This window comes from Massilia aquatica, assembly GCF_011682045.1.
GTDB classification, from domain to species: Bacteria; Pseudomonadota; Gammaproteobacteria; order Burkholderiales; family Burkholderiaceae_D; genus Telluria_A; species Telluria_A aquatica.
This window is the reverse complement of record NZ_VVIW01000019.1, coordinates 89,309-109,724: the sequence shown is the minus strand read 5'-3', so window position 1 is coordinate 109,724 and position 20,416 is coordinate 89,309. Positions and strand designations below refer to the sequence as shown.

Annotated in this window: 20 protein-coding genes; 9 read left to right on the top strand and 11 right to left on the bottom strand. The window is 66.6% G+C overall.

Annotated elements, in window-relative coordinates:
• Positions 1-31: 31 nt before the first annotated feature.
• Both F1609_RS25325 and F1609_RS25320 read left to right on the top strand, forming a co-directional pair.
• The gene (locus F1609_RS25325) at positions 32-688 is read left to right on the top strand and encodes an ABC transporter ATP-binding protein (RefSeq protein ID WP_167079420.1); all 657 of its coding nucleotides are present in this window, start codon (positions 32-34) and stop codon (positions 686-688) included.
• Between the two features lie 175 nt (positions 689-863).
• Complete coding sequence (locus tag F1609_RS25320) at positions 864-1,151, top strand: hypothetical protein (RefSeq protein ID WP_054263205.1); 288 nt, start codon at positions 864-866, stop codon at positions 1,149-1,151.
• Between the two features lie 130 nt (positions 1,152-1,281).
• Here the strand turns inward: F1609_RS25320 and F1609_RS25315 are convergent, their stop codons facing one another.
• The 6 genes from F1609_RS25315 to F1609_RS25290 form a co-directional block, all read right to left on the bottom strand.
• Entirely contained in the window at positions 1,282-2,037 is a 756-nt protein-coding gene (locus F1609_RS25315; protein ID WP_167079419.1) for a GNAT family N-acetyltransferase, read from the bottom strand.
• A gap of 96 nt (positions 2,038-2,133) precedes the next feature.
• Positions 2,134-2,835 (bottom strand): hypothetical protein, encoded by a 702-nt coding sequence (locus tag F1609_RS34800; protein WP_229422050.1) that lies wholly within the window; start codon positions 2,833-2,835, stop codon positions 2,134-2,136.
• Between the two features lie 186 nt (positions 2,836-3,021).
• Positions 3,022-6,756, bottom strand: a complete 3,735-nt coding sequence (locus tag F1609_RS25305) for an ATP-binding protein (protein ID WP_167079418.1) — start codon at positions 6,754-6,756, stop codon at positions 3,022-3,024.
• Positions 6,757-6,872: 116 nt separating this feature from the next.
• Positions 6,873-8,330: a Ppx/GppA phosphatase family protein gene (locus tag F1609_RS25300; protein WP_167079417.1), complete on the bottom strand. Its 1,458-nt coding sequence runs from the start codon at positions 8,328-8,330 to the stop codon at positions 6,873-6,875.
• Positions 8,331-8,465: 135 nt separating this feature from the next.
• Positions 8,466-9,626 carry a GGDEF domain-containing protein gene (locus tag F1609_RS25295; RefSeq protein WP_167079416.1) on the bottom strand — a complete coding sequence of 387 codons (1,161 nt, stop codon included), beginning with the start codon at positions 9,624-9,626 and terminating at the stop codon, positions 8,466-8,468.
• 17 nt (positions 9,627-9,643) lie between these two features.
• Positions 9,644-9,919, bottom strand: coding sequence for a hypothetical protein (locus tag F1609_RS25290; RefSeq protein WP_167079415.1), 276 nt, complete (start codon positions 9,917-9,919; stop codon positions 9,644-9,646).
• A gap of 171 nt (positions 9,920-10,090) precedes the next feature.
• Between F1609_RS25290 and F1609_RS25285 the strand changes: the two genes are divergently transcribed.
• From F1609_RS25285 to F1609_RS25275, 3 genes are all read left to right on the top strand, one after another.
• The gene (locus F1609_RS25285) at positions 10,091-10,891 is read left to right on the top strand and encodes a fused MFS/spermidine synthase (protein ID WP_167079414.1); all 801 of its coding nucleotides are present in this window, start codon (positions 10,091-10,093) and stop codon (positions 10,889-10,891) included.
• Between the two features lie 164 nt (positions 10,892-11,055).
• Entirely contained in the window at positions 11,056-13,926 is a 2,871-nt protein-coding gene (locus F1609_RS25280; protein ID WP_167079413.1) for a bifunctional diguanylate cyclase/phosphodiesterase, read from the top strand.
• Between the two features lie 107 nt (positions 13,927-14,033).
• Positions 14,034-14,255 (top strand): hypothetical protein, encoded by a 222-nt coding sequence (locus F1609_RS25275; RefSeq protein ID WP_167079412.1) that lies wholly within the window; start codon positions 14,034-14,036, stop codon positions 14,253-14,255.
• Between the two features lie 355 nt (positions 14,256-14,610).
• On the opposite strand, the gene F1609_RS25270 is transcribed toward F1609_RS25275, so the two are convergent.
• The gene (locus F1609_RS25270; RefSeq protein WP_166881542.1) at positions 14,611-14,976 is read right to left on the bottom strand and encodes a hypothetical protein; all 366 of its coding nucleotides are present in this window, start codon (positions 14,974-14,976) and stop codon (positions 14,611-14,613) included.
• A gap of 82 nt (positions 14,977-15,058) precedes the next feature.
• Positions 15,059-15,196, bottom strand: coding sequence for a hypothetical protein (locus F1609_RS25265; RefSeq protein WP_167079411.1), 138 nt, complete (start codon positions 15,194-15,196; stop codon positions 15,059-15,061).
• Positions 15,197-15,421: 225 nt separating this feature from the next.
• Here F1609_RS25265 and F1609_RS25260 point away from each other — a divergent pair, with 225 nt between their 5' ends.
• Positions 15,422-15,739 carry a hypothetical protein gene (locus F1609_RS25260; RefSeq protein WP_167079410.1) on the top strand — a complete coding sequence of 106 codons (318 nt, stop codon included), beginning with the start codon at positions 15,422-15,424 and terminating at the stop codon, positions 15,737-15,739.
• 74 nt (positions 15,740-15,813) lie between these two features.
• Here F1609_RS25260 and F1609_RS25255 read toward each other — a convergent pair whose 3' ends face one another.
• On the bottom strand, positions 15,814-15,987 hold the full coding sequence (locus F1609_RS25255; protein ID WP_167079409.1) for a hypothetical protein: 174 nt from the start codon (positions 15,985-15,987) through the stop codon (positions 15,814-15,816).
• Between the two features lie 148 nt (positions 15,988-16,135).
• On the opposite strand from F1609_RS25255, the gene F1609_RS25250 reads away from it, so the two are divergent.
• Positions 16,136-16,819, top strand: coding sequence for an SOS response-associated peptidase (locus F1609_RS25250; protein ID WP_167079408.1), 684 nt, complete (start codon positions 16,136-16,138; stop codon positions 16,817-16,819).
• Between the two features lie 34 nt (positions 16,820-16,853).
• Here F1609_RS25250 and F1609_RS25245 read toward each other — a convergent pair whose 3' ends face one another.
• Positions 16,854-17,114, bottom strand: coding sequence for a hypothetical protein (locus F1609_RS25245; RefSeq protein ID WP_167079407.1), 261 nt, complete (start codon positions 17,112-17,114; stop codon positions 16,854-16,856).
• A gap of 144 nt (positions 17,115-17,258) precedes the next feature.
• Here F1609_RS25245 and F1609_RS25240 point away from each other — a divergent pair, with 144 nt between their 5' ends.
• Both F1609_RS25240 and F1609_RS25235 read left to right on the top strand, forming a co-directional pair.
• The gene (locus F1609_RS25240; protein ID WP_229422049.1) at positions 17,259-18,170 is read left to right on the top strand and encodes an alpha/beta hydrolase family protein; all 912 of its coding nucleotides are present in this window, start codon (positions 17,259-17,261) and stop codon (positions 18,168-18,170) included.
• A 235-nt stretch (positions 18,171-18,405) separates the two neighbouring features.
• Positions 18,406-20,058: a methyl-accepting chemotaxis protein gene (locus tag F1609_RS25235; protein WP_308609558.1), complete on the top strand. Its 1,653-nt coding sequence runs from the start codon at positions 18,406-18,408 to the stop codon at positions 20,056-20,058.
• A gap of 57 nt (positions 20,059-20,115) precedes the next feature.
• Here F1609_RS25235 and F1609_RS25230 read toward each other — a convergent pair whose 3' ends face one another.
• Positions 20,116-20,409: a 2Fe-2S iron-sulfur cluster-binding protein gene (locus tag F1609_RS25230; RefSeq protein ID WP_167079406.1), complete on the bottom strand. Its 294-nt coding sequence runs from the start codon at positions 20,407-20,409 to the stop codon at positions 20,116-20,118.
• Between the last annotated feature and the right edge of the window lie 7 nt (positions 20,410-20,416).

Below are 20,416 nucleotides of genomic sequence, written 5' to 3'. Positions count from 1 at the left end.
TCATTTATCGTTTTTACCAGGCTACCCACCCATGCTCGAACTGCGCGATCTCGCCAAGAACTACAACGGCCGCCCTGTCCTGAACCGCCTCTCGCATCAATTCAAGGCCGGCGAATTCGTCGCCATCATGGGCGAGTCGGGGGTCGGCAAGTCGACCCTGCTGAACCTCATCGCCGGGCTGGACGCGCCCGACAGCGGCGACATCGTCATCGACGGCCAATCCATGACGGCCCTCGACGACAATGCCGCAACCAGCTTGCGGCGCACGCGCATGGGATTCATCTTCCAGGCCTTCCACGTGCTGCCGCACCTGACCCTGGAACAGAATGTGGCCCTGCCGCTGCTGCTCAACGGCCAAAGCCAGGAACGCGCCGGCGCCATGCTGGCCGCGGTCGGGTTGAAAGGACGCGGCGCCGATTTTCCGCGCCAGCTCTCGGGCGGCGAAATGCAGCGGGTGGCGATCGCGCGCGCGCTGGTGCACCGCCCGGCCCTGGTGCTGGCCGACGAACCAACCGGAAACCTCGATCCGGAAACTGCCGATAACATTCTGGCGCTGCTGCGCAACGAGATAAAAGCCAGCGGCGCGGCCGCCATCATGGTCACACATTCTCACGCCGCCGCCGCGCAAGCCGACAAAACCCTCGTTTTGACCCGCTCAGGATTGCAAATTGTGCAAGATGTGCGTTAAAAGCCGCATTTCCATCGTTTAATTTATCAACTTTGCTGCGAGTATATTCTTTCGGTAGTATCATCGAACCAAACCCGCGATGCATGAAATATATCCGAATGTAACAAACGGGTTGAAGTTGACCAACAGTCGATCAGTCCCCCATCAATGAAAAAATAATCTTTGGAGGAGTACGATGAACGTACGGCAAAAGAAATTGGAAATGATCGAGGCGATGAACCGCGCTCGAGCGCTCGAACCATCGAGCTTTGTGCCGAACAAGCTGCTCGACACCTTGATCGAAAAGATGAACCTCAAGAACGATGCGGAGTTGTGCCGCGTGCTGGAAGTGCAGCCGCCAATCATCAGCAAGATCCGTCATCGAAAACTGGCCGTGGGTGCGACGATTCTGCTGCGCATGCACGAAAAGTCGGATATGAGTATCCGCGACTTGAAGGACTTGTCCAACGCGTCAATGCACTAGGCAGTCAAGCATGCTGCCTGGCGCCGGCAGCGCATTGTCCGGCGCCCGTTGTAGCGGCACGTAGTAAAAGTAAGGCTTCATCTCTTCGCAGTCCTGCTGCATCCACACCGAACCCCCGTGCGGACGCCAGCTACTCCACTCCGTAATGCCTCGCGTAGCGGCTGTCCAGGTTCGCCAGCGGCAGCAGCAAGAACACATCCGCACTCTCGAAATCAGGATCCCAGGCCGGCTCGCCGCACAGCCACGCGCCCGATCGCACATAGCCCTTGATCAGCGCCGGCACCTGCGCCCTGGCCGCCGCTTCCAATGCGCGGATCGGAAACGGCAGATGCGGGGTGACCCGGTATTCGGCCGGCGCGGCGTGCTTGTAGATCAGCGACTGGTACACCGCCACCGCATTGTGGCCGCCGTCGGCCACGCTCATGCTGGCGCAACCGGCCAGGAAGTCGCAGCGCTCGCGCCGCATGTAGTCGGCCAGGCCAGCCCACAGCAGCATGATCACGCTGCCGCCACGGTATTTGGGATGAATGCAGGCGCGCCCCGCTTCGATAATGCGGCTGCGCAGGTGGTTCAGGCGCCCCAGATCGAATTCGTTTTCGGCGTACAGGCGGCCGACCACGCGCGCCTTGGCGGGACTGAGCACGCGGTAGGTACCCACCACCTTCAGGGTGGAGGCGTCGCGCACGATCAGGTGGTCGCAGTGTTCGTCGAATTCATCGCGGTCGAGCCGTTCGGGGTTGACCAGCGCGGCCAGGCCCAGCTTCTCGATGAAGACCTTGTAGCGCAGGCGCTGCACTTCGCGCACTTCGGCCGGGGTCGACGCCAGGCTCAGGATCAGCCGTGCGGGGTGCGATGTGGTCTCTGGAGCGCAATGGAGGTTTTGCATGCTTCGTCCTTTCAGTGGCGACGAAGCACAGACTAACCGGGTAATTTGTCATGCCGGTGACAGGCGCGTGTCACCTTGATGACACGCGGCGCAGGCTTACTCGCTTTTCGGGCGGCCGGTCTTGAGCTGCGGAAGGCTGGACAGCACTTTTTGCAGGGTCGCGATATCGAGGTCGCTGATCAGGGCCACGCCGATGCGCAGCAGTTCGCTCTTTTTGATCTCGAAGCCGGCTTTCAGGCAGGCTTTCTTGACCTGGCCGAGCACCGCGTACTCCTGCTCCGGCATGGTGAAGCTGTCGCGTACCAGCTTGGCCTTGCGCGCCTTGTCGCGCGCACCCACGTCGCCCTCGGCGGCCGTTGCAGGTGGCTTTGGAGCCTGCTTGGGCGCCGCCTTGGCCGGCGTGGCCGCGCCGCGTTTCGGGGCCACCGTGGCCGCGCCAGGCTTGACTGTCGCCGGCTTGTTCGCCACTTTCACCGTTGCCGCCTTCACCGTTACCGGCTTGACTGGGGCCGCCTTGGCCGCAATCGGCTTGGCCGCTGCCGGCTTGGCCGCCGCCTTGACCGGGGCCGCTTTGGCGACTGGCGTCTTGACGGCCGCTTTAACAGGCGCCCTGGTGCTGGCCTTGGCCGGCGCTTTTAGCGCGGCTTGCGCGGCCGGCTTGGCCGTCACCGCTTTCGTGGCCGCAGGCTTGGCGCCGGCTTTTTTCGGCGCCGCCCTGGTGGCGCGCGCCGCCGGTGCGACCTCTTTCAGGTCGGGGATGGTGTGGCCGTTGGTTTTTGCGCTTGCTGTCTTGGTCATTGAGTGACTCCGTTCAATATTGATTTAAACAGTATATATGATTTACTCAATTGCCGACGCGCAGCACATTTTTTGAGTTCATGCAACATTACGGCAACTCGCCGCAGAATGCCGCACGGCATGCCCCTCCCTGCCCTGAATATTGACATGGATCACATTCCACAAAGAAATATTTGCAGGATTGCGTCACTCTGTCGGTGATTCCGCCAACTCCGGATAGCGGCGCAGCAAGTCGCTGGCCTTGGCGTGCGCACCCCAGGCGCGCCAGGCCTGCATGGCGCGCCGCCCGTACGCGAGGGCGCCGGCCGGGTCGCCGCATTCGCGCAAGCAGGCCGCCGCCAGTTCGCAGGCCAGCGCCGCGTTCTGCACGAAGCCGCCGGCCGTGGCCGATGCGATCGCCGCCTCGTAACCCGCCATCGCGGAGGCCGGATTGCCGTCGATGCGCGCCAGTTCGGCGCCCACCAGCAGGTAGCGGTTGGCGAAATTGACCGGGCACGAAGCCGCCCACCGGGCCAGCAGCGCGTGCTTGTCGCACACTGCTTCGAGCAGGCGGCGCCGGCGCGCCGGCGAAGCCGCCCGGTACAGCGCCGTCATCGCCAGCGCATGGTAAAAGTGATGAGTGGTTTCGTTGAGCGAGGCCAGGAAAAAATGCAGGTTGGCCGCCGCCGCTTCGGCCGCCGCCAGCGCTTCCTCGTAGCGGCCGAAGGAGAACGCCGTCACCTGCTGCATCAGCAGATAACGCGCGCGCGCCGCGCCGAAACTGCCCTGGCCGAAGTCGGCGATGGCGCCGCCGGCATCGGCGCCGCCATCCTCGCCGATAAAGGTCGCGGCCAGCTGTTCGTAGCCGCGCAACAGGCGCAGCAGCGCGTGGTTGCCGTGGCGCCGCGCAAAGCCCTGGTAATGCAGCGCCATCTGGCAAATGGTGGCCAGCGGCAGGCCGGCCTCGAACGCATTCCAGGTCGCCACCTGGGCCGCGTAGCCGGCGTGCGGCAGGTCGCCGGCGCGCTCGCAGCTGGCAAAGGCATCCTGCAGCGGCTCGACGCTGGTGGCGATCGGATCGCGCCAGGAGTGGATGTAGGCCGCATGCACGAAGCGCAGGCGCCCGCTGCGCTTGGACGGCGGCGCGTTGAACTGCACCTGCTCGATGGCCAGCGCCGAAAACGCGAAGGCCTCCTCGATCGCGCCCAGCGACACCAGCAGGATCGCGTAGCGCGAATAGATCATGCAGGACGATTCGGTGCGCCCGTGCGTGAGCGTGTAGTTGAGCGCCTTGGCCGCCAGCAGGAAGTACAGCTCCGGGCGCGCGGAAAACACGGACGAGCCGACGTCCGACAACAGCTCGGCCACGATCGCCACTTCCGCATCGGTACTGGGCGGCAGCGCGCCCAGGCTGGCGATGCTGCGCCCGTCGATCCGCTGCGCAATCGCGGCGCGCTCTTCGCGCAGGGCCCAGTCGATTTCGGCGCGCACCGATGGAAAGCCCACGCCGAACAGGGCCAGCGCGTCGAGCGCCACCGCGACCGCCTGGTCGAAGCGTCCGCGCAACTGGTACACGGCCAGGCGCAGCAGCGCCACCCGGGCCAGGTCGATGCGCGAGCGCGCCTGCTCCACCAGCAGGTCGAACAGGCGTCCGGCGCGCTCCAGGTGGCCGCACAGGTATTCGCATTCGGCCAGCGCGGCGTACATGGCGTAGGTGCCGTCCAGGTCATCTTTCCAGGCGCGCGCGGGCGTCAGCCCGGCCGCCAGACTGAAGTAATTGCGCGCCGAATCGTAGGCGATCGCGTTGCGCGCCTTGACGCCGGCCAGGGCGTTCAGGCGCGCCAGTTCGCGCAGCTCGCGCGGCGCGCTCATGGCCGCGCGCGCCCGGTTCAGGTGATGCACGATGTCGAACACGTGCTGGTCGAGTGCTTCCGGCGCCACGTTCTCGCGCAGCAGGCGCCCGATGTGCAGGTGCCGCTCGGGCAGCGAGGACGGCGCGATCATCGAGTACGCGCCTTCGCGCACGCGGTCGTGGGCGAAGCGGTAGTTGCCCGGCTCGCGCACGATCAGTCCCAGGCGCGCCGCCGGCCACAGGGTTTCGTCGGTCTCGAGCAGCGACATGCCCGACACCAGCGCGATGGTATCGAGGCCCGCGTCGGGCCCGAGGCAGGCCAGCAGCTTGACCAGGTCCAGGGTGCAGCCGGGCAGCTGGCCCAGGCGCGCCACCATCAGGTCGATCACGTTGTCGGAAAACGAGCGCGCGCCAATCGCCTGCGCATCCCACTCCCAGCGCGCGCTCTCGTCGTTGAAGCGCAGCAGGCGGTTTTCACCCAGGCGGGTCAGGAACTGCAGGGTGAAGAAGGGATTGCCGGCCGTCTTGGGAAACACCAGCGCCGCCAGCGGGGCTGCCTCGGCGCTGTCGCAATCGAGCGCTGCGGCCACCAGTTCGCAGGCCTGGGCGCGGTCCAGCGCTTCGAGCACGATCTCGTTGACGTCGGCGCGCACCCCGGCGCCGGCGGCCAGCATGGCGTCGTGCGCCAGCGCCATCGGGTGCCCGCCGCCGCCCTCGCGCGTGCGCCATGCGCAGATCACCAGCACATGGTCCATGCCGGGATGAGTGAGCAGGTGCGAGAGCAGTTTCAGGCTGGCCTGGTCGATCCACTGCACGTCGTCGAGGCACAGCAGCAGTGCCGTACCGGGACGCCGGCAGGCTTGCAGGAAGCGCCGGAACACGCTGTCGAAGCGGCTCTGCGCTTCGGGCGGGGCCAGCGGCGGCGGGCCCGGATGGCCGCCGATCACCAGCGCCAGCTCGGGAATCAGGTCGAGCATCAGGCGCGCATTGGGGCCGAGCGCCGCTTGCAGCGCGCTGCGCCACGGCGCCAGCGCGGCCTCGCCCTCGTCCAGGCGCGCGCGCACCAGCGCCTGGAAGGCCTGGGCCAGGGTGGCGTACGGGATGTCGCGCTGGCGCTGGTCGAATTTGCCGGCAATGACAGTGGCCCCGAGCGCCGCCTCGGAATGGCGCAGGGCCGCCATCAGCGCCGACTTGCCGGTGCCGGCGCGGCCCGAGACCAGCACCAGTTGCGGCGCGGCGCCGGCCGCCGCGCGCCGGTGCGCCTCGCCCAGCAGGGCCAGTTGTTGGGCGCGCCCGACCAGCAGCGCCGGAATGCGCACCCGCAGCGCGCCGTCGTGGCAGCCCAGCACGAACGGCTCGACCCGGCCCTGCGCTTCGAGCATCGAGCGGCAGTGCTGCAGGTCGGCGTACAGCCCGGCCGCGCTCTGGTAGCGCTGGCCGGGGTCGAGAGCGAGCAGGCGCGCCACGATCGAGAAACAGATGCGGTCCACGCCCGGACGGTGCCGGGGCAGCTCCTGCTCCGGCGCGAGCGCCCCGCGCCCGCCCGTAGCGGCGGGCACGGGCTCGCCGCACAGGAGGTGATACAGCACCTGGCCGAGCCGCACCAGGTCGGCCTGCGGATCGTCGGGGCCGTCGAGCCGCGTGGCCCGACCGAAGCCGGTCAGGCGCACGCTCGCCGTGGCCGGATCGAACAGGATGCTCGATCCTTCCAGGTCGTGGTGGACCAGGCGGCTGTGGTGCGCATGCGACACCGCCAGCGTGATGGCGGCCGCCAGCGCCAGGAAATCGGGCAGGTCGAGGGGACTGGAAGGCAGATCGAGCGGCGCGCCGCCGCCATCGGCCAGCACCAGGGTGACGGATGCGCCACCGGTCCGGTGCAGCAGCGCCAGCGGGGTGGCGGCCCAGGCGCTGTCGAGCACTTCGCGCAGGGCGTACTCGTGTTCCATGCAGGCTGCATCAGGGTGCGCTGCGGCCCGCACCGCCAGCAGTACCGGCAGGCGGTCGGCGTCGCGCAGCGCGCGCAGCAGGACCGATTGCGGGTCCGCGCGCAGGGTGTCGATCACGGTGTATCCGTCCGGGGCCTGGGTCAAGGTCACCTCTTGTTTTTGTATTGCAAACGCCGTTCTCCGATCAGGCGTTGGCAATTATGCCACCACCGATGGGCGTTTCATACAAAAATCCCGGATAGCTAGTAGCTGCGTGGGACCTACGCCACGCTGCGCACGCTGAAATCGATGCCGACTTCATCCCACCATTCCTGCTCTTTTTCGATCCAGTACGATACGGTCGGATGGCTGCCCACCCACTCGCGCCGGATCTCGAGGTCGATGCGGTTCTTCATGCGCAGCTTGAGTTCCCCGGCGTCGGCGTCGATGCGGGCATGCATCAGCAGGATCGCCACGCGCAGCGCCAGCACCGCCTTGGCGAAGTCGGTATCGGCCAGCGCCTCGGCCACCTTGCGCAGGTTACCCTTCTGCGCCAGGATCAACTTGCTCATGATGCGCTGCTCGCGCGTGGTAAAGCCAGGCATGTCGGCGTTCTCGATCATGTAGGCCGCATGTTTATGGTAGCCGGTCTGCGACACCACCATGCCCATCTCGTGCAGCAGCGCGCTCCAGCGCAGCAGCTTGGCGCAGCCGTCGCCGGCCGGTTTGAGCTGCACGTACATCCCGCTGGCCAGCTGCGCCACCCGGCCCGCGCGTTCGCCGTCGACGTGGAATTTGAGCGCCAGCGCGGCCACCGATTCTTCGCGCCGGTCGCGCTGCATCGAGCGCAGGTACAGGTCCCACATCACGCCCAGGCGCAGGCCCGCTTCGACCGGCTGCATGACCTCGATGTCGAGCTCGCGCACCAGTGCGATCAGGATCGCCAGCCCGCCGATGATGGTGCCGGCGCGGTCCGGGCGCAGGCCCGGCATGTCGATCAGCGCCACCTGGCCGAAGGCGATGAAGCGCAGCTTGAGCGCATCGAGGCCGGCGGGCGACAGTTTGCCATCGCCCAGGTTGTTCTTGGCGATGATGTCGGCGATCGCCCGGATCGTGCCCGAGGAACCGTAAGCCTGCTTCCAGAACTGTGGATGGTAGGGTGGCGCGGCGTCTTCGAAATGGCTGCGCGCCGACAGGATGGCCGCCTCGAACGAGGCCGCGTCGACCCGGCCACCGACGAAAAACGACAGGCTTTGCTTGACCGTGCCGATGCTGAACGACTCGACCCGCTCGATGTCGGCGCCGCGCCCGAGAATGATTTCGGTCGAGCCGCCGCCGATGTCGATCACCAGGCGCCGCTCGGACGGATCAAGCAGCGCGCTGGCCACGCCCATGTAGATCAGGCGCCCTTCTTCCTCGCCCGAGATGATCTCGATCGGGTAGCCGATGGCCTCTTCGGCGGCCGGCAGGAAGGCCGGGCCGTTGCGCGCCACGCGCAAGGTGGAAGTGGCCACCACGCGCACGGCGTCGAGCCGATAGCCGGAGAGCACCGCCTGGAAATTGCGCAGGCAGGCCAGCGCCGACTGCATGGCCGCCTCGGTCAGGTTGCCCCTGGCGTCAAGACCGGCGGCAAGGCGGATCGGCTCGCGCACGCTCTTCAATACCCGGAACGCATCGCCGTCGTGCTTGCCGATATGCAGGCGAAAACTGTTGGAACCTAAATCTACGGCAGCGTACATCGAAGCCTCTTTCTGTATTATTGTCATCAAGGCTCTCCTGCTGCAAAACCAATCACAGTAGCAAAGATATATGACGCCGTCATGACCGGCGCTCTGGCGGTGTTGCGGGTCAGTGTTGCACGTCAGTGCCGCACGTTACGGCGGCGGCGCGACCGGCGCCGCCACCACCTTGTTGCGCCCGCCCTCCTTGGCCGCGCGCAGGGCTTCGTCGGCGCGCTTGAACAGGCTCACGGTGCTGTCGTCCGGACGGATCACGGTCACGCCGAAACTGGCCGTCATCGAAATCATGGCGCGCTCGGTCTTGACCGGGCTGGTTTCGACCGCCGCCCGGATCCGCTCGGCCACCAGCATGGCTTCCTCGATGCCGGTGCGCGGCAGCAGCAGCGCGAACTCCACCCCCACCAGGCGCCCCAGCTGGTCGCTGTCGCGCAACTGGCGCTTGCACACCTCGGCCACGCTGCGCAAGACCGTGTCGCCGGCCGGATGGCCATAACTGTCGTTGACGCGCTTGAACTGGTCGAAGTCGAGCATCACCAGTGAACTGGGCTGGCCGGGCCGGCGCGCCAGCGCCATCCACGGCGCCAGTTGCGCGAAAAAGCTGCGCCGGTTGGGCAGGTCGGTGAGCGGATCGACCAGCGCCAGGCGATCCAGTTCCACGCGCTGGTGTTCGCGCGCCAGCAGCAGGTAGCCGAAGCCGTTGAGCAGCATCAGCAGGTACAGCGCCGCCGACGTCAGCACCTGCAGCAAGCCCTTGCTCAGCCATCCCCAGCCTTCGGGCATGGTCAGCACCAGGATGCCGCGCGCGGCCACCAGCATGGCCAGCAAGGTGATCGAGATCACCAGGAAGCGGTGCAGCATGCTGCCGCCGCGCCAGCCGCGCGCCAGCGCCGCCGCGCCGGCCAGGTACAGGCCGCCGAGAATGAGCGCGCCGGCCACCACCCGCATGCCGGCTTCGTCGATCGCATAGCAGGCCAGGAACAGCGCCACCGACACCCCCATCACCGGATAGGCGATGCGGCGCCAGGCCAGGCGCCCGACCGACTCCCACAGCGCGCCCGCTTCCAGGCCCACGCCGACGAACAGCACGCCGTAGCCGACCGGGATCGAGACCGCGTCGGGTACCACGCCGCTGCCGTTAAAATACAACAGCAGCCAGGCCACGGCCTGGCATTGCTTGGCGATGGCCCAGGTCGACCAGCTCAGCGACTTGCCGCGCTCATACTCATAAAAGAACAGCGCCGCGGCCAGGCTCAGGTTGCCCAGCGCGAGCGCGAACAACATCGTTGTGATGTCCATGGCCGCGCCGTGCGAGCTCAGACTTCGTGTTCGACGTTGCTGCTGCCGTCACCGATCTTGCTGGACCAGGCCTGTGTGAAGAACTGCCTTTCCTGCTCGCTGGGGGCGTCGTTCCAGAACACGATCAGGCTGCCCTTGTGGTCGTGGATCTGGGTGAACTTCTCGATGAAGCCTTCGACGCCGGCAAGGTCGGCCAGCGCCACCACATAACCGTAGACCCGGGTCAGGCGCTCGATCCGGTCGGGCTCGGTAAAACTGTTGGTGGCGGTGATGGTGGGGTGGTCTAAAAACATAATCTCTCCGGGTTGGCCGCGCCGCTGGCGCACCGCTTGAAGCCGGCCACACACAGCCGGGGCAGGATCAGCTTATCAGAAACGGCTGGGGCGCAACAGGGGCGCGTGGGGCGCCAGCCGTTATACTGGCCGTACTCAGCCCGCCACCGCCCGTCACCCGCCACCACCGCCATGCCGCCACCGACCGAGCCCTCGCGCCCGCCCACGCCCTGCCCCGCCGCGCCGCTGGTGCGGACCCGGGGCGACCGCCGCACGCTCGAATTTTTGCCCGGCGACGTGCAGTCCGAAATGCGCCTCTCGCGCCCGCAGGCGCTGGTGCTGTCCTACTGCCGCGCCATCATGTGCTTCGCCCTGTTCGTGCCGCGCCCGCGCGCGATCGTCATGGTGGGGCTGGGCGGCGGCTCGCTGGCCAAATTCTGCTACCGCCATTTTCCGCAGGCGCGCATCACCGTGATCGAACTGCGCGCCGACGTCATCGCCCTGCGCGAGCAGTTCTGCGTGCCGCCCGACGACGAGCGCTTCACGGTGGTCCACGCCGACGCGGTCGACTGGCTGGCCGGCGCCGCCGCCTGCGCCGACGTGCTCGTGATCGACGGCTTCGACACGGCCGGCCTGCCCCCGGCGCTGGGCACGGCGCGCTTCTACGGCGACTGCCGCGCCGCCCTGCGCGACGGCGGCGTGCTGGTGGCGAATATCTTCAGCTACGATCCGCGCCATGCCGGCATGCTGGCGCGCCTGCGCCTGATGTTCAACGAGCGCGTGTGCTGGTTCGAGCGCATGGCCGGCAACAACCACATCCTGTTCGCGGTCAAGGCCCCGGCCCGGCTCGATCCGGCGCGGCCGCTGGCGCGCGCCCTGCGCGTGCAGCGCTGGGTGGCGCGGCGGCGCGGCCTGGGCAGCATCGCCCTGAACCGGCTGCTGGCGCGCGCCGTCGTGGCTTGGCTGCAACACCGCTTCAAACGTTCCAAATGACAACGCCTGCATGGCTTTTTAGTTGCTGCACATCAATTATCTTACCAATATTCATCATTTTGTGACAAACTGACGACGCATCAGGCGTTGCGCGCAGGCGCGCCACCCTGTTTCGCCCGCTTTTCGCCCTCTTATTTCTCGCGCTCTACTCTAGGAATCAGGAAATGTTGCGTCGTCGCCTGCCGTTGTCGCTCACCGTTGCGGCGGCGCTCACTCTCGGAGGTGGCCTGGCCGCCACCGTCCTGCTCGCCGTAGCCGTGGCCCGGCTCGAAGACGACAAACTCGCGCTCGCCTTCCAGCAGCGCGCCACCGTGCGCGTGGCCGCCATCCGCCAGGGGCTTGAGGAAGCGGTCGAAGTACTGACCGTCACCAACCAGCTGTTCGCCACCGTGCACCCGGTCACGCGCCGCCAGTTCCACGATTTCACCCAGCCGCTGCTGCGGCGCTACCCCTTCATCCAGGCCTTCAACTACCACCGGGTGGTCGGCGGCGACGAGCGCGCGGCGCTGGAAGCGGAGCTGCAGCAAGTGGTGCCGGGCACCCGCATCACCGAAATGGGCGCGCAGGGACGCCACCTGGCGCCGGCGCGCGCGCAGTACAGCGTGGTCGACTACCTCGAACCGATGAAGGGCAACGAAGCGGCCTTCGGCCTGAGCGTGGGCATCAACACCCAGGTCATGAACGCGCTCGAACAGGCCACCGTGAGCGGGCGCGCCGCCGCTACCGGCTTACTCTCCCTGGCGCAGGACCAGCGTCCGCAAGGCGGCTTCGAAGTCATCATGCCGGTGTACCGACCCGGCGCCGCGCTGGGCAGCGCCGACCAGCGGCGCGCCGCCCTCACCGGCGACACCGCCGCCATCATCCGCGCGCGCGAACTGGTCGAAAAAATCCTGCGCGGCTCCGACCTGCACCTCGACCATGGCATCCTGCTGGCGGTGTACGCCAGCGCCAGCGCGGAGCCGGCGAGCCTGGTCTACGCCAGCGCCGGGCTGGAAGCGGCGGCGCGCCAGCGCGCGGCCTTCGGCGTGCTGCGCCGATGGACCACATCGGGCCACCGCGAACGCCTCAGCGCTGCGCTCGACGTGGCCGGGCAGCGCTGGCACGTGGTGGTCAGCGCCACCCCGCGCCCGTTCCTGCACAACCATCCCGGCTCGGTCTCGACCCTGGCCGGCGGTTTTCTGTTTACGCTCCTGATCACCGCCTTCGTGCAAACCCTGGTGCAGCGCTCGCGCCGGGTGCAATTGCTGGTCGACGAACGCACGGCCGACCTGAAACTGAGCAACCAGCGCCTGGTCGACGACGTGCTGGCGCGGCGCCGCACCGAAGCGGCCCTGCAGGAAAGCGAACAGCGTTTCCGCCAGCTGGTAACCATGTCGTCCGACTGGTACTGGGAACAGGACGCCGACCTGCGCTTTGTCGACATCACCGGCGGCGTGGGCGAAAAAGGCGGCGTGTCGGCCACGCGCCTGATCGGGCGCACGCGCTGGGACACCGTGGCCGGCATGCGCGAGAGCGACTGGGGCAAGGCCCACATGGCGCAACTGGCCGCGCGCGCACCGTTCGCCGACCTCGAATATGAAACCGTGGACGAACAGGGCGAGACGCGCTGGTTCAGCATCAACGGCGAACCGGTGTTCGACGCCGACGGCGTGTTCCGCGGCTACCGCGGCACCGGCACCGACATCAGCGCCCGCAAACACACCGAGCAGCGCATCCACCACATCGCCCAGCACGACGTGCTCACCGGCCTGCCCAACCGCAGCCTGCTGCAGGACCGCCTGGGCCAGGCCGTGGCCTATTCACAGCGCTGCGCGCGGCCGGTGTGGGTGCTGCTGATCGACCTTGACCGCTTCAAGTTCGTCAACGACAGCATGGGCCACAAGGCCGGCGACGTGGTCTTGATGACGGTGGCGGCGCGCCTGCGCGCGGCCCTGCGCGAAACCGACACGGTGGCGCGCCTGTCGGGCGACGAATTCGTCGTCATCCTCACCGAGCACGCCGAAGAACGGCTGCAAGCCGACGTGGTGCAGCGCCTGATGGACGCGGTGGCGCAGCCGGTGCCGCTCGGGACCAAGGAGTTTTTTGTCACCTGCAGCATCGGCGTGGCGGTCTACCCTACCGACAACACCCCGGCCGACAGCCTGATCGAGCATGCCGACATCGCCATGTACCGCGCCAAGAAACTGGGCCGCAACAACTTCCAGTTCTACACCCCGGCCATGAACGACGAAGCGCAGGAACGGGTGCGCATCGAAAGCGCCCTGCGCAGCGCGCTCGAACGCGATGAATTCGTACTGCACTACCAGCCGCAGGTCAATCTCGCGACCGGCCAGGTGGTCGGCATGGAAGCGCTGATCCGCTGGCAGCATCCGGAACTGGGCGTGGTCGCGCCCGACCGCTTTATCTCGGTGGCCGAAGAGACCGGCCTGATCGTCCCGATCGGCGCCTGGGTCATGCGCACCGCCTGCGCCCAGAACAAAGCCTGGCAGGACGCCGGACTGGGCATGCTGCGCATTGCCGTGAACCTGTCGGCGCGCCAGTTCGGCGCCGCCAACCTGCTGGCCGACATCAGCGACGTGCTGGACCAGACTGGCCTGGCGCCCTCGCTGCTCGAGATTGAACTGACCGAAAGCCTGTTCATGAGCGACGTCACCCTGGCGGTCGAACTGCTGCACAGCATGAAGTCGCTCGGCGTGAACCTGTCGATCGACGACTTCGGCACGGGCTATTCGAGCCTGTCCTACCTGTCGCGTTTTCCGATCGACGTGCTCAAGATCGACCGTTCCTTCGTCTCCGACATCACGCGCGACGCCAACGACGCCGCGATCGTGGCCTCGATCATCGCCCTGGCGCACAACCTGAAATTGTCGGTGATTGCCGAAGGGGTCGAGACGGCCGAGCAGCTCGACTACCTGCGCCGCCACGGCTGCGACGAGATGCAGGGCTACTACTTCAGCCGGCCGCTGGCCGCCTCCGCCTTCGAAGAATTGCTACGCCAGCGCAAAAGCCTGCCGCTGGCGCTGACGGCGGCATAGGGGGCGAGTGGCAGCGGCACGCCTGTTTTAGTAGCCAAATCGACATCTTTGTTCAAAAATAGACTATCATCTTCGACTGACAGCCATTTTTTAGCCAAGCGACAGACATGAGTGAAGACTTCCAGCGCCAGCGCAGCGAGCCGCAAGATAGCGAAGCGGCCAGAGCGCGCACCGATTTCCGCACGCGCGACGTGGTGAACCAGGCCATTGCCGCGATCCCGAGCGTGGGCGTGCAGCAGGCGGCGGAATTTTTGGCCGCCATGAACGTCCCCTCCGAAATCGCGATCCGCACCCTGATCTACAAAGGCACGCGCCGCGACGAACTGTAGCGCCTGTTTCCCCATCAAGCCCCCTTCCCGCCTACCTTCCCGTTAAAACTTCCCACAACCGGGGTCAGAGCTCTGACTCGAAACATTGTTAATTCGTCGCTCGATTTAATTGCGCCCTGAGCAATTGTTTTTTAACCGGGGACAGACCCCGGTTAAAAAACAATTGCAGTCGGGCGAGAAGGAGAACAGCGCCGTCACGGCTGCTTGCCCTGAGTGGGGCGAAAAAAACAGCAAATGAAGGGCTTGGACGGGCTGGCGTTGCAAAACCGGGGTCTGTCCCCGGTTTTGCAAGAATGTTAAATGTTGCGAGTTAAAGCTCTGACCCCGGTTGGCGGGGCGGGAAACATGCAGGGGCTTATTTGTCCTGGGCGTCGATGTCGGCCAGCGATTCGCGGCCTTTGTCGGTGACGTTGTGGCCACCCGCTTCGAGCGCGACGATGTGGGATTTCTTGCCGAGGAAGACCAGCACGTCGGCGTCAACCAGCGCCGCCGGATCGGCCAGCAGGGCACGCAAGCCTGCGATGCAGCGGCGCAGGAACAGCACTTGCTGCCCTTTGTCCGTCAGCGCAAGCTTGCCGTCCTTGCTGTACTGGATCATTTTCAGGCCCGCCAGACGCTTGGCGTTGCGCCCGACGCAGGCGTTGAAGCGGTCATGCCGCGCCCCGCCCAAAATATGCCCGAGCGCGTCGTATTCGTCTGTGGTTAATTTTTCGTTCTTCATTACTGATTTCCATGTGGCCAATTTTCGGCCCCCATGGTAACCGCGCAGGCTGCCCGGGGCAACCTGCATTCGCTGACAACACTTACTTTAGCGTGCGGAACAGGAACCAGACCGCGCCAATGCTGAGCATCGCACACAGCAGCAGCGCCACTTGCACACCACGCGAACGCAGCACCGAGCCACGGCCAAGGTAGATCTTGTTGTGTAAGGAATTGCCCATCATGTTCTCCCGGAACAAAAAAATACTTGATGGATTAATTATAGGAAGCCGCTGCCCTGCGCGGTGTGATGACGAGCACAAAATATAACAAATGTAGATGGATAGCAACACATCGACCATGGTGGCGGCGCCATGCCTACTGCGCGCCAGCAAATCCCTTGCACTGTTAGCATCATTGCGAGAGCGCCGCGCCAGTGCGGCCCTCCACATATCAAGGAGAACCCCATGCACGCCACCTCATCCTTCCCGGATCCTGCCCAGGCCAAGTCCCTCGTCGACGAGGCCGACATCGGCAGCGGCGAAAAACCGCCATCCCAGCTTGAGACCGAGGAAATGATCCGCCAGATCCCGCCCCTGCCGCCGTCGGACCAGAACGAGGCCGACAACGACAGCGACAGTGACAACGAGAATGACACCTCGGCCGCCGGACAATTCGACGGCGGCGAGAACCGCGACAAGCGCGAACACGATGCTTCGCTCGAACGCGACGAGCCGAGCGAACAGCTCGACCAGCTCGATCCGGTCCCGCCCAAGGGCCAGTAATCGCTCAGTAAGCGTTCAATCGGCGTTCAGTCATCCCTCAGCCGGCGCTACGCTCGCGCGCGCCGGCGGCGTCGTCAAGCCTTGATCGGCGGCACCGGCATCATCGGTTCTTCCACCGGCGCATTGACCGGCGGCGGCACGTCGTCCGGTACCGGGCTCGGCTTCGGATCGCTTGGCGGCGCGTCGTCCGGGTCGGGTGTGGAATGGGCGCGCTGCGGCGCTGTGCTCGAATAGTCGTTGTGGGACATGGATTGTCTTTCCTCAGGTGTTATCAAACTGGTGGGCCGTCCTGCGCACCGCTGCCGCGCGCGTGCGGCGTGCGGGCCTTTTACGGTATCGTTGATCCTTCCGGGCGCCTCGCCCGGCCTCATGACAACGCGTAAAAGGTGACCACGCATGTGCGGACGTCTCGATCAAAACCATACTGCCATTGAATACGTTGCGGCGATGCATTGGCGCGGCGCCGCGCCCCGCGTCGATACCCGGGCCGCGCCCAGCTACAACGCGCCTCCCGGCACCTGGCGCCCCCTGATGCGCGTGGTCGACGACCAGCTCGTCGTCGAGGATGCCTTCTGGGGCTACCGCGCCTCCTGGGCCGCCGCCAAGCTGCCGGTGTCGATCAATGCGCGTCTCGAAAAAATCACCAACAACTACTGGGCGCGCCTGCTCAAGAGCGGCCGCGCCATCGTCCCGGCCGACGGCTGGTACGAATGGACCGGCGAAAAGGGCAAGAAGCAGCCCTGGCACATCCACCTGAAAACCCGCGAACCCTTGTTCATCGCCGCCATCGGCGCCTGCGGCAAGGAACGCGAGCAGCCGGCCGAGTCGGGCTTCGTGATCGTCACCGCCGATGCCGAGGGCGGCATGGTCGATGTGCACGACCGCCGTCCGATCGTCTTCAGCGCCGAAGATGCCGCCCTGTGGCTCGATCCGGATCTGTCCGCGCAGCAAGCCGAACAACTGGCCCGCTCGGTCGCGCTGGGACCGGATGCCTTCGACTGGCACCCGGTCGCCAGGGATGTCGGCCGCGCCAGCAGCGAAGGCGCTCACCTGGCCGCCCAGCTCGATCTGCTGGGCTGAGCCGGGGCCGCGCCCCCCGCCAGGAAGTACGGGATCAGCCGACCGGCGTCTGCGCCAGCGCCAGCAGATTGTCGACTTCGGTGCGCGCGACCTGCACGCCGGCCAGGCAGGCTACTTCCTCTGTTGCATGACCACCCGCGGTCTGGCTGCGCGTGATGGCCGGCGCCGGATCGGTATCCTGCCCGCCCTGCCCGGTCTTGCTGATGCGGTATTCGAAGTCCCACAGGTCGCCGCAATCCTTCATCGGCGTGACCACGATGGTGAAACCCTTGTATTCTTCCGTTGTATTTTGCATATCATCCTCACTGTTGTTCGCAGCCTAGCATGGAAGCGCCGAATCCTGCCCGGGCCGCCCCAATCGTGCGCGCCAGCGCAATTTACCCGGTGCGCGCGGCCACTTCGGTATAGTGGCAATTCCCTTCGCTCCCACCTGCCCGCTATGAAGACTGCCCTGCCCGCTTTCCTGGTCCCCGCCCTGCTGGTGCCGGCCCTGCTCGCCGCCAATGGCGCCGTGGCCGCGCCGATGACCCTGGCCGATTACCTGGCCCTGTCGGGGCCCGCGCCGAGCGCAAAAATCGCCTACGGCAGCGCGCCCTCGCAGTATGCCGAACTGTTCCGCCCGGCCGGCCCCGGCCCATTCCCGGTGGTGGTGCTGGTGCACGGTGGCTGCTGGACGGTGGAGTACGGCGGCATCAGCCAGATGCGCAGCGTGGCCGGGGCCCTGGCCGCGCGCGGCATCGCGGTGTGGAACGTGGAGTACCGCCGCGTCGACGAGGAAGGCGGCGGCTATCCCGGCACCTACCTCGACATGAACGCCGCGCTCGATAAACTGGCCGCCGAAGCCCCGGCGCACCAGCTCGACACCAGCCGCCTGCTGGCGATGGGCCATTCGGCCGGCGGCCAGCTGGTGCAGTGGATCGCCGGGCGCAGCCGGATTCCCGCCAGCAGCCCGCTGTTCCAGCCCAAGCCGCTGGCGGTGCGCACCGTGATCAGCCTGGGCGGGCTGGCCGACCTGCGCCGCGAACAGGCGCTGATCAAGTCCAGTTGCGAGCGCGACATGGTGCAGCTGGCCGGCACGCCCAGCGCGGCCCGCCCCGACATCTACGCCGACACCAACGCCGCCGACCTGATGCCCAACGGCAGCCGCACGGTCCTGGTCACGGGCGAACTCGACACCATTTCGCCGCCGCGCGTGGCGCACGACTACGCGGCGCGGGCCATGGCCGCCGGCGACCACGCCGAAGTGCTGATCCTGCCCGGCGCCAGCCACTACGATGAAATCGCGGCCAGCTCGCCATCGTGGAAACTGATCCTGCCGGTGATCGAAAACGCCCTCGGCATGGCCCGATAAACAACAGACAAGAGAACGGACGTTGCTCACCAACAACGTCCCGAACGAAACAAACAGAAAAACCTCCACACCGCACAATACAGGCGGCCAATCACGCCAGCCTGGCGTAGCGTGTACACACGGTAGCCCCATCCGCTGTCCCACTGCATCACGCATGCCGCCCGCCGCGGCGCGGCTGCGTGCCACGCCCCTGCGCGTCAGTCCGCCCACCCCCTTTCGTCTTTCGGAGACTTGTATGCTTGATAACATGAAGGTAGGCACGCGCCTGCTTGGCGCTTTTATCATCGTTGCCCTACTGGGCAGCATCGTGGCCGCCATCGGCATCTGGAACATGGCAAACATGAACGACCAGGCCGAGCTGGCCTACGACAGGGAATTGCTGGGCCTGTCGTATACCAAGCAAGCCAATATCGATCTGATCGGCCTCGGGCGCGCCGCGCGCGGCGGGCTGTTGGCGACCTCGCCCGAGCAAGCGCGCCTGGCCGCCGCCCAGCTCGAACAATCGCGCCGCCAGTTGCATGACAATCTGGCCCTGGCGCGTCCGCGCTTCGTCACTGCGGCCGGCATACAAGCCGTTGCCACTGTCGAGAGCCACGTCGCCCGCTACGAAACCATGCTGGCGCGTTTGTCGACCCTGTCGCAAGACACTAGCCCGGAAGGAAAGCGCGCTGCAGCCGAGTTTGCCATCGGCCCGGTCGCGGCGCAGGCCAATGTCACTGACGGCCACCTTGCCACCCTGGCCAAGCGCAAGGAAACCACGTCGGCCGAGGCGGCCACGGTGTCACGCACGCGCTACCAGCGCGGCCGCGCCCTGATGCTGGGGCTGACCATCGGTAGCCTGGCGCTCGGACTCGCCCTGGGCTGGCTCATCACGCGGCGCCTGACACGCCAGCTGGGCGGGGAACCGGCCTACGCGGCGCGCATGGCCGGCGCCATCGCCGCCGGCGAACTGGCGGGCGCGATCGCCATCCGCCCGGGCGACACCAGCAGCCTGCTGCACGCCATGGAAACCATGCGCGCCGCGCTGGCCGGCATCGTGATCGAGGTGCGCAGCGGCACCGACACCATCGCCACCGCCTCGGCCCAGATCGCGGCCGGCAACCTGGACCTGTCGTCGCGCACCGAGGAACAGGCCAGTTCACTGGAAGAGACGGCCTCGTCAATGGAACAGCTCACCAGCACCGTCAAGCAAAACGCCGACAACGCACGCGATGCCAATCAGTTGGCGCTGTCCGCGTCGCATGTCGCCGGGCGCGGCGGCGTGGTGGTCGGCGAGGTGGTGCGGACGATGGCATCGATCAACGATTCCTCGCGCAAGATCGTCGATATTATCGGCGTCATCGACGGCATCGCTTTCCAGACCAATATCCTGGCGCTGAACGCGGCCGTGGAAGCGGCGCGCGCCGGCGAACAGGGGCGCGGCTTTGCCGTCGTTGCCAGCGAAGTGCGCAACTTGGCGCAGCGCTCGGCGGCGGCCGCCAAAGAAATCAAGACCCTCATCAACGACTCGGTCGACAAGGTCGATGCCGGTGCCAGGCTGGTCGATCAGGCCGGCGTCACCATGGCCGAGATCGTGGAATCGATCACGCGGGTGACCGGCATCATGTCCGGCATCGCCTCGGCCAGCATGGAACAGACCGCCGGCATCGAGCAGGTGAACATGGCGATCAGCCAGATGGACGAGGTGACCCAGCAAAACGCGGCGCTGGTGGAACAAGCGGCAGCGGCGGCCGCTGCGATGCAGGAGCAGGCCGCCACCCTGGCGCAGGTGGTCGGCGTCTTCAGGCTGGGCAACGAACATGCGACGCGCGCAGCGGCGCCGGGGCGGCGCGCAACGGCACGCACTCCGCCACGGATGGCGCTGGCCGCCGCCGCAGCGCAGGAGTAGGAAGCCTCCTGAGCCGCGCACGATCGCGGCCATGCGCCGGCGCCGCAAAAACGACGCTCAAGCGTCCGCCCGCCACGCTGACGGCGCCAGCAGCACCACATCCGAGCGCGCCAGCGCCACGCACGGCAGCGTATCGCCGGCGCGCTTTTCATCCAGGCTCAGGCCCGGCCAATCGATCAGGTAGCCCACCTCCCCTTGCACCACCCGGCACAGGCAGGTGCGGCAGGTCCCGTTGCGGCATGAACTGGGCAGGATCACGCCGGCCGCTTCGGCCGCCGCCAGCAAGCTTTGTCCCGCTCCCACCTCGCAGCGCCAGCCACCCGGCTGCACGATCATCAGAAAACTGTCCATGCGCGCA